General features: G+C 67.5%; 16 protein-coding genes and 2 pseudogenes. 5 read left to right on the top strand and 13 right to left on the bottom strand.

Annotated features, from left to right (window positions below):
• The 9 genes from CHRYSEO8AT_RS15910 to CHRYSEO8AT_RS15950 form a co-directional block, all read right to left on the bottom strand.
• The gene (locus tag CHRYSEO8AT_RS15910) at positions 1-579 is read right to left on the bottom strand and encodes a hypothetical protein (protein ID WP_159851516.1); all 579 of its coding nucleotides are present in this window, start codon (positions 577-579) and stop codon (positions 1-3) included.
• A complete protein-coding gene (locus tag CHRYSEO8AT_RS15915) occupies positions 576-2,279 on the bottom strand; it encodes an SIR2 family protein (protein WP_159851517.1) in 1,704 nt (567 codons plus the stop codon). Before CHRYSEO8AT_RS15915 ends, CHRYSEO8AT_RS15910 begins: the two co-directional genes overlap by 4 nt.
• A 213-nt stretch (positions 2,280-2,492) precedes the next feature.
• Positions 2,493-3,578 carry a hypothetical protein gene (locus CHRYSEO8AT_RS15920; RefSeq protein WP_159851518.1) on the bottom strand — a complete coding sequence of 362 codons (1,086 nt, stop codon included), beginning with the start codon at positions 3,576-3,578 and terminating at the stop codon, positions 2,493-2,495.
• Positions 3,579-3,807: 229 nt separating this feature from the next.
• Positions 3,808-5,481 carry a hypothetical protein gene (locus CHRYSEO8AT_RS15925; RefSeq protein WP_159851519.1) on the bottom strand — a complete coding sequence of 558 codons (1,674 nt, stop codon included), beginning with the start codon at positions 5,479-5,481 and terminating at the stop codon, positions 3,808-3,810.
• Between the two features lie 393 nt (positions 5,482-5,874).
• Entirely contained in the window at positions 5,875-6,255 is a 381-nt protein-coding gene (locus tag CHRYSEO8AT_RS15930; RefSeq protein WP_159851520.1) for a hypothetical protein, read from the bottom strand.
• A gap of 129 nt (positions 6,256-6,384) precedes the next feature.
• Positions 6,385-6,735: a hypothetical protein gene (locus CHRYSEO8AT_RS15935; protein WP_159851521.1), complete on the bottom strand. Its 351-nt coding sequence runs from the start codon at positions 6,733-6,735 to the stop codon at positions 6,385-6,387.
• A 41-nt stretch (positions 6,736-6,776) separates the two neighbouring features.
• Positions 6,777-8,024: a hypothetical protein gene (locus CHRYSEO8AT_RS15940; protein ID WP_159851522.1), complete on the bottom strand. Its 1,248-nt coding sequence runs from the start codon at positions 8,022-8,024 to the stop codon at positions 6,777-6,779.
• Between the two features lies 1 nt (position 8,025).
• On the bottom strand, positions 8,026-9,273 hold the full coding sequence (locus CHRYSEO8AT_RS15945) for a tetratricopeptide repeat protein (RefSeq protein WP_159851523.1): 1,248 nt from the start codon (positions 9,271-9,273) through the stop codon (positions 8,026-8,028).
• Positions 9,274-9,334: 61 nt separating this feature from the next.
• Positions 9,335-10,912, bottom strand: coding sequence for a CHAT domain-containing protein (locus CHRYSEO8AT_RS15950; RefSeq protein WP_159851524.1), 1,578 nt, complete (start codon positions 10,910-10,912; stop codon positions 9,335-9,337).
• A gap of 107 nt (positions 10,913-11,019) precedes the next feature.
• Here CHRYSEO8AT_RS15950 and CHRYSEO8AT_RS15955 point away from each other — a divergent pair, with 107 nt between their 5' ends.
• Positions 11,020-12,570 carry a tetratricopeptide repeat protein gene (locus CHRYSEO8AT_RS15955; RefSeq protein ID WP_159851525.1) on the top strand — a complete coding sequence of 517 codons (1,551 nt, stop codon included), beginning with the start codon at positions 11,020-11,022 and terminating at the stop codon, positions 12,568-12,570.
• On the opposite strand, the gene CHRYSEO8AT_RS15960 is transcribed toward CHRYSEO8AT_RS15955, so the two are convergent.
• The 3 genes from CHRYSEO8AT_RS15960 to CHRYSEO8AT_RS15970 form a co-directional block, all read right to left on the bottom strand.
• The gene (locus CHRYSEO8AT_RS15960; protein WP_236547582.1) at positions 12,561-12,917 is read right to left on the bottom strand and encodes a hypothetical protein; all 357 of its coding nucleotides are present in this window, start codon (positions 12,915-12,917) and stop codon (positions 12,561-12,563) included. The genes CHRYSEO8AT_RS15955 and CHRYSEO8AT_RS15960 overlap by 10 nt on opposite strands.
• 116 nt (positions 12,918-13,033) lie before the next feature.
• Positions 13,034-14,788 (bottom strand): caspase family protein, encoded by a 1,755-nt coding sequence (locus CHRYSEO8AT_RS15965; protein ID WP_159851526.1) that lies wholly within the window; start codon positions 14,786-14,788, stop codon positions 13,034-13,036.
• A 1-nt stretch (position 14,789) separates the two neighbouring features.
• Positions 14,790-15,497, bottom strand: a complete 708-nt coding sequence (locus CHRYSEO8AT_RS15970) for a hypothetical protein (RefSeq protein WP_159851527.1) — start codon at positions 15,495-15,497, stop codon at positions 14,790-14,792.
• A 102-nt stretch (positions 15,498-15,599) separates the two neighbouring features.
• Here CHRYSEO8AT_RS15970 and CHRYSEO8AT_RS16310 point away from each other — a divergent pair.
• From CHRYSEO8AT_RS16310 to CHRYSEO8AT_RS15980, 4 genes and pseudogenes are all read left to right on the top strand, one after another.
• Positions 15,600-15,878: pseudogene (locus CHRYSEO8AT_RS16310) on the top strand (response regulator transcription factor); the annotation flags it as partial.
• Positions 15,864-15,960: pseudogene (locus CHRYSEO8AT_RS16315) on the top strand (DNA-binding response regulator); the annotation flags it as partial. The pseudogenes CHRYSEO8AT_RS16310 and CHRYSEO8AT_RS16315, both read left to right, overlap by 15 nt.
• Entirely contained in the window at positions 15,945-16,289 is a 345-nt protein-coding gene (locus CHRYSEO8AT_RS16320) for a winged helix-turn-helix domain-containing protein (RefSeq protein WP_370514260.1), read from the top strand. The pseudogene CHRYSEO8AT_RS16315 and the gene CHRYSEO8AT_RS16320, both read left to right, overlap by 16 nt.
• Positions 16,286-17,656: a HAMP domain-containing sensor histidine kinase gene (locus tag CHRYSEO8AT_RS15980; RefSeq protein WP_159851529.1), complete on the top strand. Its 1,371-nt coding sequence runs from the start codon at positions 16,286-16,288 to the stop codon at positions 17,654-17,656. The genes CHRYSEO8AT_RS16320 and CHRYSEO8AT_RS15980 overlap by 4 nt, the downstream gene beginning before the upstream one ends.
• A gap of 317 nt (positions 17,657-17,973) precedes the next feature.
• On the opposite strand, the gene CHRYSEO8AT_RS15985 is transcribed toward CHRYSEO8AT_RS15980, so the two are convergent.
• Positions 17,974-18,411, bottom strand: coding sequence for a hypothetical protein (locus CHRYSEO8AT_RS15985; RefSeq protein WP_159851530.1), 438 nt, complete (start codon positions 18,409-18,411; stop codon positions 17,974-17,976).
• Positions 18,412-18,813 lie beyond the last annotated feature (402 nt).

An 18,813-nucleotide genomic window follows, 5' to 3' on the forward strand; every position in this document is an offset into this window, starting at 1 on the left:
TCAGTCCTCCTCGCCTTCGGCCAGTACCGGTTCGATGACGACACGTACCGCGTCGGCCAGAGCCTCCTCCACGGCCTCGCCGCCATCGGCGGCGGCCCCTAAGAATATTTCGACGGTTTGATCGTTTGCCGGCAGATGGGGCCTCAGCTCTCCAAGCCAATCGAGCACGATCTCGTTCTCCTCGGCCTTGGCCAGCGGCAGTAGGACCGACAACCAGTCGCGTATGATCTCTTCGGCCTTGGGTCCCTGGGGCGACCCCACTGGCAAGACACGACAGACGCGGCTGATGGCGCGCAGGGTATCGGCCTTGGTCGGGCCGGAGGTCAAAACCGCCGTCACGGACCGCCGCGACCGAAGAACATCGAGTGCGCGCGTCAAACCGAGGATATTCCGGACGATCAGGTCATCCGAGGTTTCCGGCTTGACCTCGACCACCACCACAAGATCGTTGGCGGTATCGGTGCCGACCAGGGCGTGGGCGAATTCGAAGGCGTTCCGGCCAAGCTTCATAGGTTGAGGCAGAAGGCGATAGCCGCCCTCATTGACGAGGATATCCTTGACACTGTCGGACGTGCTCATAGTCCAATCGCCTTTCCGAAGGCGTCCCGTAGATCTGCAAGATCCTCGGCTTCGCCCAGCATCGGCCCGAGCGATATATATCGCGGACCGGATCGGCCGTCCCGATATTGACCGCTGGGGCTTCGTTGCTGTTCGTCAGCGACCCGACGCGAACAGATTACGATCACATCCGGATCGGTCTCGTCGTAGGCGCCGTCACCCAGAAGATCTCCGATGGAATCGTCGTTCGCCGCAAGGAAGACCCGGATTCCAGACGCGCCCGCCGCCAGGGTCACCGCGGCCGTCCGCGGATCCTCAACGTCGCCGACGCTGATCCCCAACCCCGTGTCACGGGCATCCAGGCCGATCAACCCCAAGGCCGCAGCGGCTTCACGCTGTCCCGTCGCGGCCAGCGCCTGCTTGCCCTTCATCCGGTTTACCGGCTGATCGTCCATCGGATAGTATTTCAGAGCGCCCGCCAGGCTTCGCCCGTCAGATAACTGACTCCGGGTCCGGCTGACCGCTCCGATCGTCGCCGCCATCAGCCCCCGGCGGTCCGCGTCGCCCGCGTTCGCGGCGAGATCACGAAGGTGGGTGATCCCCTCCCCCAATGCGGCACGCGCCGCCTCGTCGAGGTTCGGCGCGGCGATATCCGAGGCCAGAACCTTCAGCTTTTCACCGATGACCTTGAGCACCAGGGCTGCGAACAAGGGTTTGGAATACGCTCGCAGCCGCGCCGCCTGCGCGATCTCAACCCGGTTGGCGTCATAGTCGTCGCCATAGGCCGCTTCCAAGATCGCCTTCTGGTCGAGGCCGAGGGTTTCGGTGGCCACGACGATCGGCGTGGGGCTGTCGTTCCACTTCCAGCCCTCGTGTGCGCCGACCTCCGCGAACAGCTTCTGGATGTTGGCGTCCTGCGCGGACAGTCCGACCATCAGGGTGCGCTGGCGCTGGATCAAGGCTTGCAGCTGCTCGCGCACGATCCGGAAGTCGTCAGTCGCACTCCAGCGCACGATCTGTCCCTGTCGGGCCACCAGCAGCTTCCGATAGGCGGCCTCATCGTTGATCGCTCGCAAAGCGCAGCCATGAAACTTGTAGAGCGTGGCCTGGGCCCTCGAGGGTTCACGCAGGTCTTCTCCTGTGACGGTGACCCGAAAAGCCTCTTTCGCCCAGCCGAGCTTGGCGAGGGCGCCCTCAATAAGCCCGTCCCAGTTCGGCGTCGCGACCTCGGTCACAACCCCTTCCAAGGCCAGAACGGCGACGGCATAGTGCTCAAGGTCGGGCTCCTGCGCGGCGAAGGTGACGGTGAAATCCACGCCTTCCCACAGGAGGTGATCCGCCGGCTCTCCGTCAATTTCGGTCGCAAGTACCGCAGAGTACTGACGCCAGAGCGCGTTAATAAGGGCGTCCAAGCCGATCCATTCGGACACCGGCCTGTTCAGGTCGATCGCCCTTCTGGCAGCCTCCGGCAAAGCCGCAAGTGCGAGAATGGCTTCCAATCCCGTGGCATAAGGCCCTGCGGGATCGGCGACCGCCCGTACGCGCAGAAACTCCAATAGCTTGGCCAGCACGCCGTCGAGACCGATGACACGATCGCGAGAGACGCCCGACCCGAGCCAGAAGGCATATCCCCCGTTGCAGATGGCTTCCGCCACTGGCTGGAACCCACCGTCGAGCAGATCGAGGGTCTCCTTGACGGTGATCTCTGAGGCGGTCGGCAAATCGGGAATCCTGAGCAAACGGCTCGCATAGCTTAGCCATTTGAGACGGCGACACAATCTCCGGTGTGCGGGCCGCTGGCTTTCGCGCCACATCAGCGGCAGAGGTCCGAGTGCCTTTGCAGGACAACCGGTCGATCGCGTTAGCCCCGGAATGCGTTCAGATTCGATCTTCGCGGGGCGATCCGCTTTGCGATCCATGGCGTCGTGGTCTGGCTACGGCCGCCAGTTGCGTATCCATGCCTCGCCGTCGGCGATCATCGCATCGATGTCGCTGCTGGAGGGATTGGGCAGAGGACAGTCGGACGCCTGTAGGTGCTGGACCCGTGCGAACATGGCGTCGGCTATGGCCCGGGCGTCGGCCTCGGACCACCACTCTGCCAGCGCCTGAGCGAAGCTTGGCCACCCGTCGCTTGCCTCGGGCTGCAACAGGAGCGTTCGGGCGATGCGCACGAGACTGACATCCGCGCTGGCGAAAATGTAACGACAGCACTCGTCTTCAGCCCGGGACACCCGCAAGACGAAATCGCTCAGATGCGTCATGTCCCACGCAGCGTTTCTGATTCCCGCGACAGCTTCTTCCCTCGCCTCCGGTGCGCGCAACCGTTTGAACAGTCCACGCCTTGCGGCCTTCGGGCCGAAATACATCGTGGCGAAAGCTGCGGCGGGGCCAGCGAAGATGAAATCCTCGTACAGCCAGTCAAAAAGCGCGATGGCGCGTTCGATCGGCGTGCCGTTTCCCTTCAGCTCCAGCTGCGCGACCTTGAGGGCCACGACGTAGTTCCGCCGCCAGCGGCGGAGCGGCAAGGCGAAGTCACAGGCCTTCGTCGACGGCGGGTGGCCCAGATCCACCCGGCTCATTCGCCCGGAAGCGACGGCGATCCAGTCGCGCGCCGCCGCCCTGTCGGCGGCCCGGAACCACGCCAACTCCTCATTGGCCACGGCGTTTCCAGACTTGGCGCCGAGTTCGTGAAAGGCGACTGACGGCTCGAAGTCGAGCCCCATCGCCTGACTGTAGGCCATAAGCGCCAGCGCGATGCGGCTGGTCCTGTCCTGAAGCTGCGCATGGCCGTCACGCGCCACTCGCGCCATCCGCGAAACCAGATTGCGGTCCGGCAGAAGGATCGTGTCGTAGCCCTGCTCGTCCTTGGCGTAGACCATTGCATCCAGATGCAGCAGGCCGGCCGGCGGCGGGATGTAGCCCGGGGCGAACACGTTCTCACCGACAAGCTCGCGGCCCAGCGCTTCAACGTCGGCGCGGGGGAAGCCGTATTCGAAATGGACAACGTAGCGGGTAACCAAGTGCCTGATCCGATGCTCGCCTTCGCCCTTTGATGAAGGTCGTGACCACAGTCTCTAGCGCAGTCAGTATCAGTTGTGAGAGCGACGATACTCGGATCGAAGGCCGCCGAGGGCCTTTCATCTGCGCGGGAGGCGCCTAGGTCGTCCCGGAAGAAGATGAAGTCCTTGGGCCAACCTCGGTCCTAGATGTCGGGTCGGGTTAGGCTTCCCTGAACACTCCATGCGCTTCTCAAGCGCGCGGAGCGGCCAGCGCCGACCTTGGCATCCAACCAACGGTTGAGTCGCCGCCATAGTCGAACACCTCAACCTCGACCCAATTGTCTTGTGCCTTTCTGACCCGGACGAGTTCGTCCGGGAAAAGCTTGCGGATGGGCGTTGCCGATTGATCAGGTCCGACCCTTAGCCAAGACGAGCGCCTCAGCCCTCGGACGTTCCGGTCATCTCGGGCGGTTTGAACGATCTCCGCCTGGGTCTGCGCGATCCGGCTGAGAACGGCGTTGTTCTTCGTCTCCATCGCGATAAGCGCTTTGGCGTCGCGATCATCGAGCTCGAGGGCCACTGTGGTCGCCAGGGCCGCGACCGCCAGAAGGACCGCTAGAAGATTGACTAGGCCGTGGCGCCCCACGAGGTCGGTGCGATCCAGCATCGAGAGGCGATCGGGGATGCGGTTCACGCGATCCTGCAAGCCCTCGAGACCGCCCGAATCGAAGGTCTGGATGTCGCCGATGGTCTCGCCCACCGGGGTGTTGGCGTCGGCGGTGTCGTAGTCGCGCAGAACGGCCGAACCGGCGCTCGGCGGCGCGCCTCCGACCAGAACGGCATCTGCGGTATAGAGCCACCCCGGACGGCCCTGCACGCCGAGCGCGGCCACCGTCTCAGCGAGCGTCGTCGCATCGGCCGGGTCTGCGGCCGAAAAAATCGCGAGGCTTGCGAGCGCGGCCCGGGGCAGCCGGAGATTGAGCTGTCGGTTGAGGGAACGGGCCCAAGAGGGCGTTCCGGAGATCGTAAGGGCAAGGGCGGACGCGGTTTCCGCGCGCCGCCAGGTGTCCAGGACACCGCCAGTCGCGGTCCGTTCAACGGCCGATAGTCTCAGAGCGTCGGCGAGACCGGCGGTCCTCAGAACGCTCTGACCTTCTAGCGCGGTTCGGATCGCCCCTTGGAGCAGGTCTCTGTCGCGGTTGAGGATGCTCAGCCCCGTGGCCCAGCCGGAAGCGACGTCGCGATACTGATTATTTGCGCGGATAACCCTGGAAAGCGTGGTGTCCTCACCCATGGCGGCGAGCAGGGTCGAGGAGACGCCAGAGCGCCCCAGAGTCTCTTTCAGGGCTAAGACCTGACTGGCCTGTCGCATCAGTTCCGAAAGCTTGTTCTGTTCGGATAGGACCCGGCTGATGCCGATCGCAGCCTGCTGGGTTGCGCCCAGTTGTAGATCGTAGCGCGCCGCCGCCTTCTGCCTCGCCAACTCCCGGTCCGCGGTCTTCGTAGCGACAATCCGCATGAGGGCGGCGACGGGGGTTTCGTCCGGCAGGATCGCCACCGAAGACTTGGCCTTCTCCGCGTCCCGCACGACCACCTTCCCGCCTTGGCTTTCCAGGCGAGGGACAAGGAAGCCGGCGGCGGCCGCGATCAGGGCGGTGGCGAACGCATCGATCCCCTCGGCCGAGACTGCGGACGCGGTGGCGGGATCAAAGGCCGTCGGCGCTTCCTCCCAAGCTTGGTCCGGTGCCATAATGCGCGCCCTTTCGGTCAGCAGCGCTCTAACGAAAGCGGATCCATCCGGCCAACGCACTTGGCGCAATCCGCGTCTGGCCCAAGTTTCAAAATCCCCCGATCCGACATCCACAGTCACGGTAGGAAGGCCGGGCGTATCGACGACGACGAAGGCAAGTTTGCTCAGATCCATAGCCGTTCCGTACGACGACGTTCGCTCGACGGGAAGATAGCAGGCCGCCTCCGTCAGGATTGGCCGTACGCCTTGGTCTGGATCAAGGGCGACGAGCACCGCTATCCAATAGGTTCTGCCGACGCTCGATCTGTGCTCTACGCGCCGTTGAAGTCTTCAACTCCTTGAACCGCTCAGCGCGTGTGTGTCTCGGGCTTGCGACAGCCCACGGGTCTTGCGTTCCCGCCGCCGCGGTCTTAGCGGCCTCGATCCAGTCTCGACCTTTAACCGCTCCCGTCCGAAAAGCGGACGCGTTGAACGTCCGCAATAAGTCAGTAACAGTCATTCCATCGGGCGGAAGCCGACCCCGTCATGCCCGACACGCACGTTTTGAAATCGCCAAGGCAGCGTTCGTCAGAACACCGTGACACTTGTGATGCAGCCGTTATCGACGGTCATCACGGTCAGGGCTTCGCTGTCATCGACACCGCGAAGGCGTGTGACCACTGCAATCTCCGTGGCCGTCCCGGCCATGCCAGTGATGACCGGATACTGGTTGGGCCTGTCGGTCGGCTTCAGCCGGTCATAGAATTCAAGGTCCGTGAGGGTCTCGCTTGGCAGCCTCCACACGGCGCCAGGGCGAGTCACCCATCGGATAGGCCCGGCGTTGCGCTCTTCCAGCCCCTGAAAGTAAGCCCGCGCCGCTTCGGGTGCGGTGCGAGCTCGATCCGGGCCGCCGCTCTGGCAGGATCCGTATTGAAAGACCGCCAGGGCCAGCGCCATCATCACCGCCATGGCTGAACGTCCCGGCGATCTTCACCCTGGCTGAGGGGCGCTGCCGATGCGTACCGGGGCGCCGACGGCAAGCGGGTCCGCGACGGCGTCGGCCGCACTGCCAAGGCGCCTTGGACCTTCGGCGTCCCCCTAACCATCAGCCTTGGCCCCATCAGGGTTGAGACCTGCCGCTTCGGCGTCTTCGAACAGATCGATGTAGCGCCCTTCGATCAAACCCCAAGGCTTTTCGACGGCAGGCGTGTCGACGACGCCGCGCCAGGCGCCAGTCCGATAGGCGAGCGGGATCGGATCGCGATTGGGATTGAGTCCCTCGGCCTCGAGAGCGTCGAACCAGCGGTCGCGCTGGGAGTCAGAAAGCGCCTCGCCGCACCAGGGACAGAAAAACAGCTGCTGCTTGGCGTCGCCGGCGGCCAGCCAGTAGTGATCGAAACGCACATCGTATCGCACCGTGCCCCAGTTGTTCTGCGGGTGGCGCGCCATGTGATCGGCGTTGCAGAGCCGAACGTCGTCGCGGGGATCGGTCATGACAGGGCGACGCAGCGGTCGCTGCGCCAGTCCGCCGCCGCCTGCTCCTGCGGTTCGTCGTAGCGGCTCGCAAACACCGCAGCCCGCTCCCTCACCTCCGTCGGCGACAATCTCGGCGCGGCCGCTTCGTAGCGGGCGCGGTAGATCTGCAGCATCGCGGTCTCGTGCGCAGCGAACCGACGCCGATCCGCGTCTGTCCCGTCCGACGTGTGTCGCCGTGCGACAGCCTCTGCGGCGGCCATGCATTCAAGCCAGGTCTCTGCATTGATCAGCAGACGGGGGTTCCAATGTCCCTCTCCGCTGTCGCGCAACCTCCGTGTCGCCGGATCCCATGCGTAGAAGCGTGTAGGGCAGCCCGGCCCGTCCTGACAGAGCGCCTCATCCCGTAGACCGAACTCGGCCGGTCCCGTCGGCCGCAGTTCAACGACATAGTTCGGATTTTCAACGGTCAGCGCGACGGTCCAGCCGTCGCCTGTGCTGGCCACCACCGTCACGCCCAGGACCGGCATGGCGATCGCATCATCGACGGCGGAATGGCAGCCGATATATTTAGAGCCGACGATCCAGTCGCGGCGGCCGTCGCCGTTGAGATCGGGACTGGTCACGCCCGGGTATTCGCCGCCATCCACCAGGCCGCCGGCCTGACCACAGACGGCGTCTCGGCGAGCGATCTCGGCCGCGACGGCGGCGGGATAGGGCTCCGGCGCGATGGGCTGGAATAGCGGACCGACGAGGTAGCCGACGCCCTCGCGGTTGAAGGCCTCGTCAAGCCGGCCGCGGGCGTCGTTCCAGACGAAGCGGCGCAGACAGGGTTCCGATCCGGTCGCATCGCAGTTGGCGCCGTGAATGTCGATATCGAGCATGGTCGGATCGCCGGGCATCAGCCGCCAGTCGAGAACCTGTTCGCTGAACGTGAGCACATGACGCCCCTGTCGGGCGACCCAGAGTTCCTTGGTGCACCCCCCCGTGCCGCACCAGCCGGCGTCGCCGGTCTTCTCATAGTCGATCACCCAGTCGTCGCCGGCAGGCGTGATCGAGACGGGAGAGGCGAGGCGCGAGACGGCGAACGGACCGGCCGGCTCATCCATCGCCCGCAGCGAGTCCGCGACTGACGAGGAGACGTCCGCCGGCAATCGGGTCGTGCAGCCGGTTAAGGCCACGCCAAGGCCGAACGCGATCACCAGGGCCTGCGCCGCCCGGGGGGCGCGTCGGGGGATGCGGAGATATGCCGGGGCGCGCCACATCCTACTTCTTCCGTCCAGCAGGGCGCGCGATCTCGCCGACGCCGTCGAGCGGCGCGCGGCCGATCGTGTAACCGCCGGTCCGCACATCCGTCATCGCCTCGATCGCTTCCGCATCGCCGGCTTCGGCCGCGCGGTTCCACCAATAGATGGCGTCCTCCTCCTGCTCGGGGACGCCCAGGCCCTCATTGTAGAGATCGCCCAGCAGCTTCTGAGACTTTGCGTCGTCCGCGACGGCAGCCTTTCTGATGATGGCCGCACCTGAAGCCGGATCCTTTGGATAGCCCTTGCCCTGAACGAGCATCAGACCGTAGTTCCGCATGGACTCCGCGTCACCGCCGTCGGCGCCTTGCTTGAGCAGCCGATAGCCCTCAGCCTCCGACCCGCCGCCGCGTCCCATCAGATAGAGCCCGCCCAGCAGGCCTGACGAACCCGGCTCCCCCTGCTCTGCAGCGGCTTTCAGATATCTGACCGCCAGACCATCGTCCTGAGGCACGGTAAAGCCCATGACATACAGGCTGCCCAGCAAGGCCTGAGCCCCAATCTCGCCGGCGTCCGCCGCCGCGATCACCAGCGGCGATGCGGCCTCCGGGTCTTCGGACCAGACGCTGAAGGCGTATTGCATCTGGCCGAAACTGTTTCCGGCGTCCGAGGCCGCCTTCAGCCAGCGGCGCGCGTCCTGCGGCTCGGCGGAGCCGCCGATGCCCTCCTTCAGGAAGAAGCCGTAGTTGGCCTGGCTCTGGGCGTGGCCCATGCGCGCAGCCTGACCGAACAGGCGACGCGCCGCCGCATCGTCACGCGGCACGCCCTCAAAGCCGGTGTAATAGATGCGTGCGAGATTGTAGGCCGCGCCGCCGTCGCCGCCATTCGCGGCCGCCGTCAGCCGGGCCAGCATCTGCGGCGTGGTCTCCTCGACGCGGAAGGTGGAGGTGTAGCTGTCCACCACGCTCTGGGGACCGCTCGACACGTCGCTCGCGCCGGCGGCCCAGCCCGGTGCCCCGGACGACGAGGACCCAGCCCCTGGCGTCATGCCGGAGTTCGCCCCCTGGCGCGCGGCATTGGCGGCGTTCTGCTGCTGGACCAGGTTGCGATCGGCGCTCGCCTGATCGGCCCTGGCCGCCTCCTGGCGCATCGACGCCATCTGCCGCTGCCGGTTGGCCTCATCCGTCTGCGGATCCGCCATTGCGGACCCGGCCGCCAGTCCCATGGCCAGACCGCACAACAGCCTCAGTCGCATCGCCTTCATACCCATCCTCCCCATCCCTCCCCGCAGGATGGACGTCCAGGGCGCCCGCGTCGTCTGACGATTGCCGTCAGTCGGCGGTGATCCTGACCGCGCCATCCCCGACGACGCTGAACGACGACCATTGCGACGGGTGCGCAAACGATGGGTCGGACCGGTCCTGCATCATTTCCAGGGCGGCGCGATGCAGGGCGTAGGCGACGCCTTCACGGTTCCGACGCGCCAGCGTGACGGCGCGGACGGAGAGCCGCTCGGCGACATCGTCACGGATGCGCCAGTTCGACACCATCAGGGCGCGTGCGCCGGCATAGAAGAAGGCGCGCGACAGACTGTTCAGCCCCAGCGCCTGCGGATCGTCCCGACCGGTGTCGCAGGCGCTCAGGATGATCAGGTCGGCATTCAGTCGCAACCGGGCCGCCTCGCTCGCCGTCAGCAGACCGTCGTCGTCCTGTTCCGACTGGGGCGGCGGGGTCAGCACCAGGGCCGGTTCCTGCCCCATCCCCGATCGCGCTTCGCGACCGGAAAGGGCGTGGGTGGCGAAGGCGATCACGGCGGCGTCTGAGAAGTCTGTGCGCCGCACCGCCGCCTCGGTCGCGTCGTCCCCCAGCCTGACCGCGCGTCGGGGACTGCCGAGCGCCCGCGCCAGGCCCGCGAGCTCCCGGCGGGCGGCCGGCAAGGGCGCCAGAGCCTTGGGCTCGGCGCCTTCCGGATAGGCCTGGGTATCCACGTCCCCGAAGCCCGCGAAGCCCCGCCCCGCCTTGCGCGTCGCGCGCCGCGTCGCCTTGAGGCTGACGACGGCGGGCAGGAGGGCGAACGCATGGCGGCGTTCAAGCCAGGCCGTTGCGCGCAGGGCGGCGGGATCCCGGTCATCTCCCAACGGCGCTGCGGTGACGAGGACGCCGGGCGGCACGCTGCGAAGCGGGCCGTCCGCGACGACATAGACCAATCGGCGATCGGCCAGGGTCGCCTCCAGCGGCTGCCACAGGGCCCGGTAGAGCGCATAGGCGGACGCGCGATCGAACCCGCCGGTGGAGCGGCCGGGCCTTGCCGCGTCGACAGCCCCCCGTCCCCCCTCCGGACGCAGGCCCGACTGCAGCCTGGAGGCCGCCGCCTCGATTTCGCCCGCGGTCAGGTCGGACCGTCGCCACACGGCCGTCTCATGGGTGACGGCCCAGACATAGGCGCCCCGGTCCGTCGGAAGGATCAGCACGAGCGCCTCCTCCGGCGTCAGCAAGGCCTGGACCTGGGCGACGGTAAGGGGGGCCGGATCGGTCAGCTCGGCAAAGGCGGGGAAGGTCTCGTCCAACCGCTGACGCAGGTTCGCCGCCGCCTGGGTGGCCTGTTCGAGATCCGCCGCGACGCCACGGGCGCGTTCGGCGGCCGGCGCGCCCTGCGCGCGCAGCGACGCGAGAACGGTCTCGAGCGCGCGACGCCGCGCCTCGGCCTCTCTGTGGGCCTCAAAAACCGTTTTCAGGGCCGGGTCGTCGGCGGCGATCCGAGCTGCGCCGTCCGCGAGGGCGGCGCCGGCACCGGGTGCGCTGGCCAGCTGAGCGTCCTCGAACGCCGGCTCCAGAGACGGTCGCGTCTGGGCAGAGGCCGAGCCCATACATGACAGGCCGATCATCGCGGCCACAATCCAAATTCTCACGCGTCTTCCCCCGGCTTTTCAGTGATCTTGCTTGACATTACAGCGTATGGCGAGCGCCATTCCGCCAAGATCAGAGGAAGCGCCGGAAAATGCTGCGATTGGTGATCATGCTCACGCTGGGCGCAGCGCCCGGCGTTTCGGACCCCGTCGTTCTCGGGGCTCGTGACGCAATCCTGGCCGATATCCAGGCGGCGACTGTCGCGCGCGAGAGCGGCCGCCTTGACGACGCCTTCACCGCGGCCGACCGCGCCATCGCATCGGCCCGCGCCGTCCAGCCTGCTGACCCGGTGCTCCTGTCCGACGCCCTCGTCGCGCGTTGCGACGCCATGGCCAACCGGCCCCAGCCCGATATCGCCGACTGCCTCGAGGCGCTGTCGCTGCGTGAAGGGGCGCTGCCGCCCGACGATCCCAGACTTCACAATCTTCGGATCCAGATCGCGGTTCACAAGATCATGGCCGGCAAGCCTGCCGAGGCCCAGACGGACATCGAGGCCGCGCTCGCCGGTCTCCGGCGCTCGCCGATGACGCCGGCGATGCGGACAGACATCGGCATGGGGATCGCCACCCTGGGAATGGCCCAGCAGGCGCAAGATCAGAGACGAGACGCCGAAGCCGCCTACAGGGCGGCGATCGCCGAGCTGGGGGCCGCGGACGAGACAGGGCAGCGCTACCGCCCGCTGGTCTACAACTACCTGAACATCCTGTTGCTGAATGAGGGCCGGCTCCTTGAGGCGCTCGCCGAGTCCGAACGGTCTGTCGCGATCCAGCGCGCCGCCGCTCTCCAGGGCGACCCGACCCTGATCGGCGCGCTGAGAGCACTCGCCGCCGCCCAGCAGCGCGCCGGCCGTTTGGAGGACGCCGATCGCACCCTGCGCGAACAGTTGGCCCTGCTGGACGAGCAGCAATCTCCCCAACCCTCCCTCAAAGCCAATGCGCTTTCGGGGCTGGGTTCGCTCTACATCGACATGGGCCGCCCCGATCTGGCGCGGCCGCTTCTCGATCAGGCGGTCGCAACCTATCACGAAGGGGGAGAGGCCGGCCGTCGGTCGGCGACGACGGCGCAGGGCTATCTGGCGGATCTGGATCTGTCGTCGGGCGATCCGGCCGCCGCCGTCGCCCGGCTCGAGGCGGCGCTCGACGATCTTGGCCTCGAGGTCTCCGGCCAGCAGGGGCGTGCGGCCCTTTTGGCGCAGCTGGCCCGGACTCGGGAAGAGGCAGGCGATCCGGCCGGCGCCGCGCGCGACGCCGCTGCAGCCCTCGAGATCTACAGCCGCATTGCGCCGTCTGCGCCGGCGACGTCCGGCCCGCTCCTTATTCTGGCGCGGGCGGATTTGCGCGACGGTCGGCTCGACCAGGCGCGCGAGAGACTCGACGCCGCTGTCGGCGTTGCGCGCGCGCGGCCCGTGTTGGCGCCGACCAGGATCGCGGCGGAGACGGCGCGGATCGATCTCGCCCTGGCCCAGCCGGGCCCGTTGGCCGCGGACCTGGACCGTCTCGCCGACGAGGCGGCGCAGGGCGCGCGGGACCTGGTGCTGAGCTCAGCCCGCGCCGGCGTTCCCGCCCAGGGCCTGGCCGACACGACCCGGAGCGCCTTCGTCAATCGCATAGAGGCGGCGTGGCGACGCGGGGCCGCCACGCCAAGCGCCGGTCAGCGATAACGATATTCGCTGATGCTGCAGACATTGATGCGTTCCCGAACAAGGACGTCGCCATCGGCGAAGACCGCCTTGAAGTCGTAGAGGCAGGCGCCGGTGCCGTCGTCGATGTTGATCCGGACCGACTGGCCGGCGCGCAGAACGTCCTGGCCCAAGATGTCCTCCTCCCAGTCGTCAGCGTCGACGCTGGAGGCATAGAACTGGGTCATCGTCACCCGGGTGTCGTTGATGATGCGGACCCGACGGTCGGCGCCCGCGCCGGCGACGGCCGGGGCGGCGACGCCGAGGGCTAGGGTCGCCATGGCGGCGGTCAGGCCGATGGCGCGAATGAAGCTCTTGCGATTGATCATGACGGTTCCTCTCCGCAGACGTCCCTTCGACGTCGATGGCGCAACCGTGCCTCAGAACCGGAATGGGCCCCACTTACCGTCGCCGTCAGGCTGGCTCGTGAAGCTTACATTCCCCGTCATGGTCCCACCACGACGGGAAAGGCCGCCGCCACGGACGCCTGACCCGGAGGCGGCCCCGATGCGGCGCCGCGTCGGATGTCGGCGTCCAGCGCCTCGACGAGCCAGGTTGACAGGGCGTCCGACGTCGCCCCTCCCAGACCCCCGCGAACCGCCCGGCTCGGGTGCGAGAGATAGCGCAGATCGGCCGGGAAGCGCGTCGTCGCGGGGGTCGCGAGAACCGCTAGATGTTCGGTCACCCGTGCGGGTTCCGTCGTGAATCTGAGCGCCGCCGTCCGGTGCTCTCCCGGAGCCAGGCGCACGCTATCGACGGGATGCAGGCTGGGCGCGACGACCCCGCCGTCGGCGGCGAGGTAGAGAAGATTGACGTCGAGCGCCGAAGGGCCGGCGTTTGCGACGTCGAGATAGAGCCGGTCGCAGGCCTGCATCTCGGGCAGGGCGAACAGTGAGACGGGGATGGCGGAGACGGGCGGCGCCTCGGCGTCGACCGGGGCGTCGCAGGCCATCGCCGGGCGACGGTCGAGCCACGCGGCGACGGCCAGGCTGTCCGGCGCCCAGCCGCCGTCCAGGGCGGCGATGGCCGCCAGGACTCGCGCCGCCGACGTCTCGGCGCGACCCCGGTCCGCCGACGTCAATCGCGCCGAGACGGCGTCCGGCGAACCCGGGCTTAGGAGGGCGCGCCCGATCGTCACCTGCGTCACCTCGGCATAGCCGACGGCCGCGCTTGCGGCGTTTTCCAGGACGACCCGGTCGCCGTCGATCAGCCCCTCCTCCGCGCCGGCCGCGACCGTGACCTCAGTGCCGCGACGGGTCACGCCGAACCGACGCTGACGCCCGGGGGCCAGATTCAGAACCGGTCCGTCGAGATCGCCCTCGAACACCGGACGCGGGGCGTCCGGCCCCAATCGACCGTCCGCCGAGAGTAGACCTGCTGCAAGGTCGCGAAGACTGCGGGTTCGGCCGGCGTCCAAACTTCGCGCGAGCGCGTTCGAGAAGACCGATCCCTGGTCCGTCGCGATCGCCAGCCCGTCCTGCGCCGCCGCGTAGAAGCCGGCGAAGGCGCCGAACGTTCCGCTCTCGTCCGAAGTCCCGAGCCGGGCGTCGGCGACCATCCCTGTTTTCGGCGACCGAGAGGCCGTAAGCGGCCCGTCGAAGGTCGCGCCGGCGCCCTGCGTGCGCGACACGGTCTTGACCATCCCTTCGATTGCAGGGCGTCCGCGCGTCACCCCCGCGCCATAGCAGGCGTCCACGACGAGCCAGACATCGACGCCGCGCCGGCGAAGTCGCGCGATGGCCGCCGCCGCCTCATGGTCTGCGATCGCGCCCTGGTCGGGCTGTCCCGCCGCATCGACCGTCGCGTCCGAGGCCAGCCAGACCTCTTCAAGCCCGTCGCCTTCCCCGGCGTCCGCCCGGCTCGGGCGACGCCCCCCGTGACCCGAGAAATAGATCAGAACCTTGTCGCCAGCTTGGGCGCTGAACGTCAGTCGGTCTAGGGCCTCGAGGATATCGGAACGGGTGGCGCCGCGCGGTCCCGCCTCATCGGAAAGGGTCGTGATCGCGGCCTCGCCGAGCCCGGCCGCCCGAAGCGCGCTGCCGATGCGCGCAATATCACGCGCCGGCGCCGCGAGACTGTAGTCGCGGGGCAGAGCCGCATACTGGCCAACCCCGATCAACAGGGCGCGGCTTTCCGCCCTGAGCGCGGTCGCCGACGCCCAGGCGACGAGCGCCAGAACGATCGCGAGCGCGCGCGCCACGCTAGTTGGTGCCATAAGCGTAGCGATTGGCTGCGGCACCGAGATTGCGGACCTCGACCCGGTAGTCGCCGGGCTCGCGCGCCGTCCAGGTGCACAGCTTGACGTCGCCGGGGCCGGACGACTGGCAGATCAGCCCTTTGCCCGATCGGACCGTCACGGCGAGCGGCGCATCGCCATCCCCCTCGACATAGACGACGGCGGGGCGACCCGGCGTGAACTGCTCGCGGAACACATGGGTCTGCCCGCCGGGTAGCCGCGCCAAGGACACCAGCGGCCCCGCCTGCCGGCCCTTGTGGTCCAGGGCGCGGATCGATTGGATAAAGTCTAGAACCTGTGGATCGCCGTCGGCCAGCGTTTCCGCCTCGTTCAACCATGCGATCGCGGTCTCCGGCCAGGTCCGCGATCCTCTTTCGGCCGGCGCGCTGTCGTCGTCGGCGTCATCCCCGGCCGGCGATCCGTCGATGGCGCGCAGGCGGAAGGGCGGAGGCGTCGAAAGCCGCAATCGGGCGGCGGTCGCCAGAAGCCAGGGATCGGCGCGCTCGGTTCCAAGCCGCGCCAGACGTGCGGAAAGCTCGAGCGTCTCAAACGGCGCGGCCGCCGCCGCCGTGTCCGCCCCGAGTTCGGGGTCCAGCTCGCGGCACTGGGCGCGCCCGCTCGTGGGAACGAGACCGGCGAGCAGGGCGACGAGACAAAGCGTTCGAACGATCATCGTTCTACTTGCCTGAAAGTCGCCGACCATCGCAACTTACGACGGTTGTCAGACCCCGCGGCCCGCCCGGTCGACTACACCGCCGCGACAGGGAGATCCCGCATGCGTATCCTGCTGCTCGAAGACGACGCCGACGCCGCCGAACGCGTGCGTGCTGCGCTAGCCGATATCGCCGACCTCGATCTGCAGGTCGCGGGCGGAGTGGCCGAGGCCGTCCGCTACGCCGCGGCCCGTCCGTTCGACGCCCTGATCCTGGATCGCATGGTCCGGGACGGCGACGGCCTCGACGCCCTGTCCCAGCTGCGCGACCTCGGCGTCCGCACGCCGGCGCTGGTCCTGTCCAATCTGTCCGCAACGCGCCACCGCGTCGAGGGACTGGACGCCGGCGCCGACGACTATCTGGTCAAGCCCTTCGAGGCGGACGAACTGGTCGCCCGTTTGCGCGCCATGCTGAGGCGAGGGTCCACCCAGGGCCATCCGGAGGTGTTCCTGCTGGGCGAACTCGAAGTACGGGTCAAGGCGCGCACGGCCCATTGGCGAAACCGCTATCTCGATCTCTCCCCCAAGGAGTTCGACATGCTGGCCTTCTTCGCGGCCAATCACGACCTGGTCGTCTCGCGCCAGATGCTTTGGGATGCCTGCTGGCCGGAGTATCGCATCCCGCCGCAGATGAACGTGATCGACGTCAACCTGTCGCGCCTTCGGGCCAAGATCCAGGCGGTCGCCGGGCTTGGACTGATCGAAACCGTGCGGGGCCAAGGGTTTCGTCTGGCGAGCGGCGCAGCGGCTTGATCGCTTCATCCCACTATCGAGCGCCCGCGCGCGCGTCCGCCGTGGCCCGGCTGACGCTCGCCTACAGCGCGCTGTTCATCGTCATCTCCGGCCTCTTCTTCGCCGGGGCCATGTATCTGGTCGTCGCCAAGAACAGCGAGCGGCTTCAGTCCCTGGTCGCGGCCGACAGTCGTGGTCTGGCCGCCAAGCTGGATGAGGCGCCCGCGAGCCTGAGGCCCGAAATCGGCCGGGCCATCGTGGGCGCGCGCGTCGCCCAGGCCAAGGATCGCGTTCAGTATGCGCTGGTCGCCCCCGGCGAACCCCCCATCGGCAATCTGGATCTCGCCGCCGTGCGTCAATCGCCGACCGGCGCGCTCAGACTGGAGACCCCTGGGTGGCTTTCAGCTTCGGCCATTGAGCGTCTGGATCTGGGCCCCGACGCTTACATCCTGCTCGGCCGGACGCAGGATGAGGCCGGGCTAGAACGCGACGTGCTGGCGGTGGGGCTTCTCGCCCTGGCGCTCGCCGCCCTGATCGCCTTCGTCATCGGCCCCCTGGTAAGCGCGCGGCTGGTCCGTCGCGTCGAGGCCGTCAATCACGCCTGTGAAGCCTTCGGCGCCGGCGATCTGAGCGCGCGTGCGCCGGGCGCGGAGGTCCGTGACGAGTTCGGCGCCCTGGCCCGGTCCGTCAATGCGATGTTCGAAAGGATCGACACCCTGGTCGGGGGCCTCCGCGATGTCTCCAATCGCGCGGCGCACGACCTGCGCACCCCCATCGCCCGACTACAGACTAATCTGGAGGCAGTGCGTTCGGCGTCGTCGCTACGGCTCGCCCGAACAGCGGCCGAGGATGCTATCGCCGAGACCCGGGCCATCCTCGCCACCTTCGACGCCCTGCTCGACGTCGCCGAAATCGAAGCCGGGGCGACCCTCACCCTCGCCCCCGTGGACCTCGCCGACATCGCGCATCAGGCCGCCGCCCTGTACGGGCCGGTGGCGGACGAGGTCGGCGTCAGACTGAACCTCGACCTCCAATCCGTCTGGGTCACCGGCGAAGAGCTCCTGCTGGTTCGGGTGGTCGCCAACCTCTTGGACAACGCCCTCAAATATTGCCCGCATGGCGCAACGATCAACCTTGAGACACGCCGAGACGCCGAGGGCGTCGTTCTCACCATCAGCGACAATGGGCCAGGCGTCGCCCCGGAACTGCTCCACGCGATCCTTCAGGCCCGCGTCCGGGGACCGGGCGCGAAAGGCCCCGGTCTGGGCCTCGGTCTCGCTCTGGTGGCGGCGGTCGCACGGCGTCACGACGCGGCCCTCGGACTGATGAAAGGCCCTGAAGGGCGTGGCCTGCAGGTGCGCCTGACCTTTCCCCCTCTCGAGGCGTAGGGCGGGAGCTGGCGGGTCGACCGATCCATGGCTCGTGGTCCCAGCCTCGGAGAGCCGACCAACCGTCCCCCTTTGGTCATAGCTCGACATCGAGGGTCAGCCGCCGCCCTATTGGGTCGTAAACTTCGAGTCTGTCTCCGACGCCGGCGACGAGTTCGATGATCTCGGCGAGGACGCGGGCATGCGCATCGTCTCTGGCGGCGACGGCCTCGCGCTCTTCGCCCCCTTCCGATGTTCTAAGGACGAAGACGTAGGCCTTCAGATCGCCGCCCTTCCATCCAGATTATCCCGGTGCTGAGGAAGACTGTTCGCCGACGCTAAGGAGCGCTGGCGTAGAGCGCTTTGAAATAGGCGAGCGCGCTGTCTGCGCCCGGCTGAGACGGGCGCGCGTTTGCACAGAGCGCCATCATATCCTCATCGTCGCCGAACGCGCCGATGGGCTTTTCATCGGTCGGCCGTCCGAACGGATCGCCATTGGCCAGATGGAACTGAAAGGCGCCCATGGTGGCATAGCGCGTCCTGCAGTCGATTTTCATGGTGCTCACGCCATAGAGTGGCAGCTGCCGTTCAGGAAGGAGGGCTGTGACGACGTCCACCGTCAGTTGGTCCCCTTCGCGCACCACGCCTTGGGCATTGTAACCAATGGAGTAGCCATCGTTTCGAAAAAGCTCTCTCCAATCGCCCGCATGCGCAATCTGAGTGGATAGGGCCATGACCAAGCCAAGCCCGATAGCGGCGAGGGTTCGTTGAGCCATACCGACCTCCGATAAATCCAGCTGACGCTGCTGCCGGCGGTTCGACAGCGCGTCCAGTGAGAGCCCCCTGCCATCGACCGGCCGACCGCCAATCGAACCCGCCCCTCGGCTCGGAATGTCACTTTGAGGATTGTTTTCGAAAACGTCGTCTGACGAATGTTGTCAGCAATGCTGTCGGTCGTAGGCCCTTCGGAGGCTTAGGCTCGTTGGCTGCCGGACAGCAGACATACCGATGGTCGGTTTTGAGTCATCAACTGCCCTTGATGCTCGGCTCGCATTAACGGGGCCGACAGTCCCCCCCCTGTAAGCCAACATTCCGGCGTCGGCTGGCCCAATATTCCGACCTGAAGCGCGACGAGGTTTATCCTGGGAGGCGACATTATGGGTTGATTTGGCGATTCT

The organism is Brevundimonas sp. G8, from assembly GCF_902506205.1.
Classification (GTDB): domain Bacteria; phylum Pseudomonadota; class Alphaproteobacteria; order Caulobacterales; family Caulobacteraceae; genus Brevundimonas.

What these genes read in the sequence shown, in the direction of transcription:
- CHRYSEO8AT_RS15910 (WP_159851516.1), bottom strand. Translation starts at nt 579, where the DNA reads ATGAGCACGTCCGACAGTGTCAAGGATATCCTCGTCAATGAGGGCGGC.
- CHRYSEO8AT_RS15925 (WP_159851519.1), bottom strand. Translation starts at nt 5,481, where the DNA reads ATGGATCTGAGCAAACTTGCCTTCGTCGTCGTCGATACGCCCGGCCTT.
- CHRYSEO8AT_RS15930 (WP_159851520.1), bottom strand. Translation starts at nt 6,255, where the DNA reads ATGGCGGTGATGATGGCGCTGGCCCTGGCGGTCTTTCAATACGGATCC.
- CHRYSEO8AT_RS15935 (WP_159851521.1), bottom strand. Translation starts at nt 6,735, where the DNA reads ATGGCGCGCCACCCGCAGAACAACTGGGGCACGGTGCGATACGATGTG.
- CHRYSEO8AT_RS15940 (WP_159851522.1), bottom strand. Translation starts at nt 8,024, where the DNA reads ATGTGGCGCGCCCCGGCATATCTCCGCATCCCCCGACGCGCCCCCCGG.
- CHRYSEO8AT_RS15945 (WP_159851523.1), bottom strand. Translation starts at nt 9,273, where the DNA reads ATGGGTATGAAGGCGATGCGACTGAGGCTGTTGTGCGGTCTGGCCATG.
- CHRYSEO8AT_RS15955 (WP_159851525.1), top strand. Translation starts at nt 11,020, where the DNA reads ATGCTCACGCTGGGCGCAGCGCCCGGCGTTTCGGACCCCGTCGTTCTC.
- CHRYSEO8AT_RS15960 (WP_236547582.1), bottom strand. Translation starts at nt 12,917, where the DNA reads ATGATCAATCGCAAGAGCTTCATTCGCGCCATCGGCCTGACCGCCGCC.
- CHRYSEO8AT_RS15970 (WP_159851527.1), bottom strand. Translation starts at nt 15,497, where the DNA reads ATGATCGTTCGAACGCTTTGTCTCGTCGCCCTGCTCGCCGGTCTCGTT.
- CHRYSEO8AT_RS16320 (WP_370514260.1), top strand. Translation starts at nt 15,945, where the DNA reads ATGCTGAGGCGAGGGTCCACCCAGGGCCATCCGGAGGTGTTCCTGCTG.
- CHRYSEO8AT_RS15985 (WP_159851530.1), bottom strand. Translation starts at nt 18,411, where the DNA reads ATGGCTCAACGAACCCTCGCCGCTATCGGGCTTGGCTTGGTCATGGCC.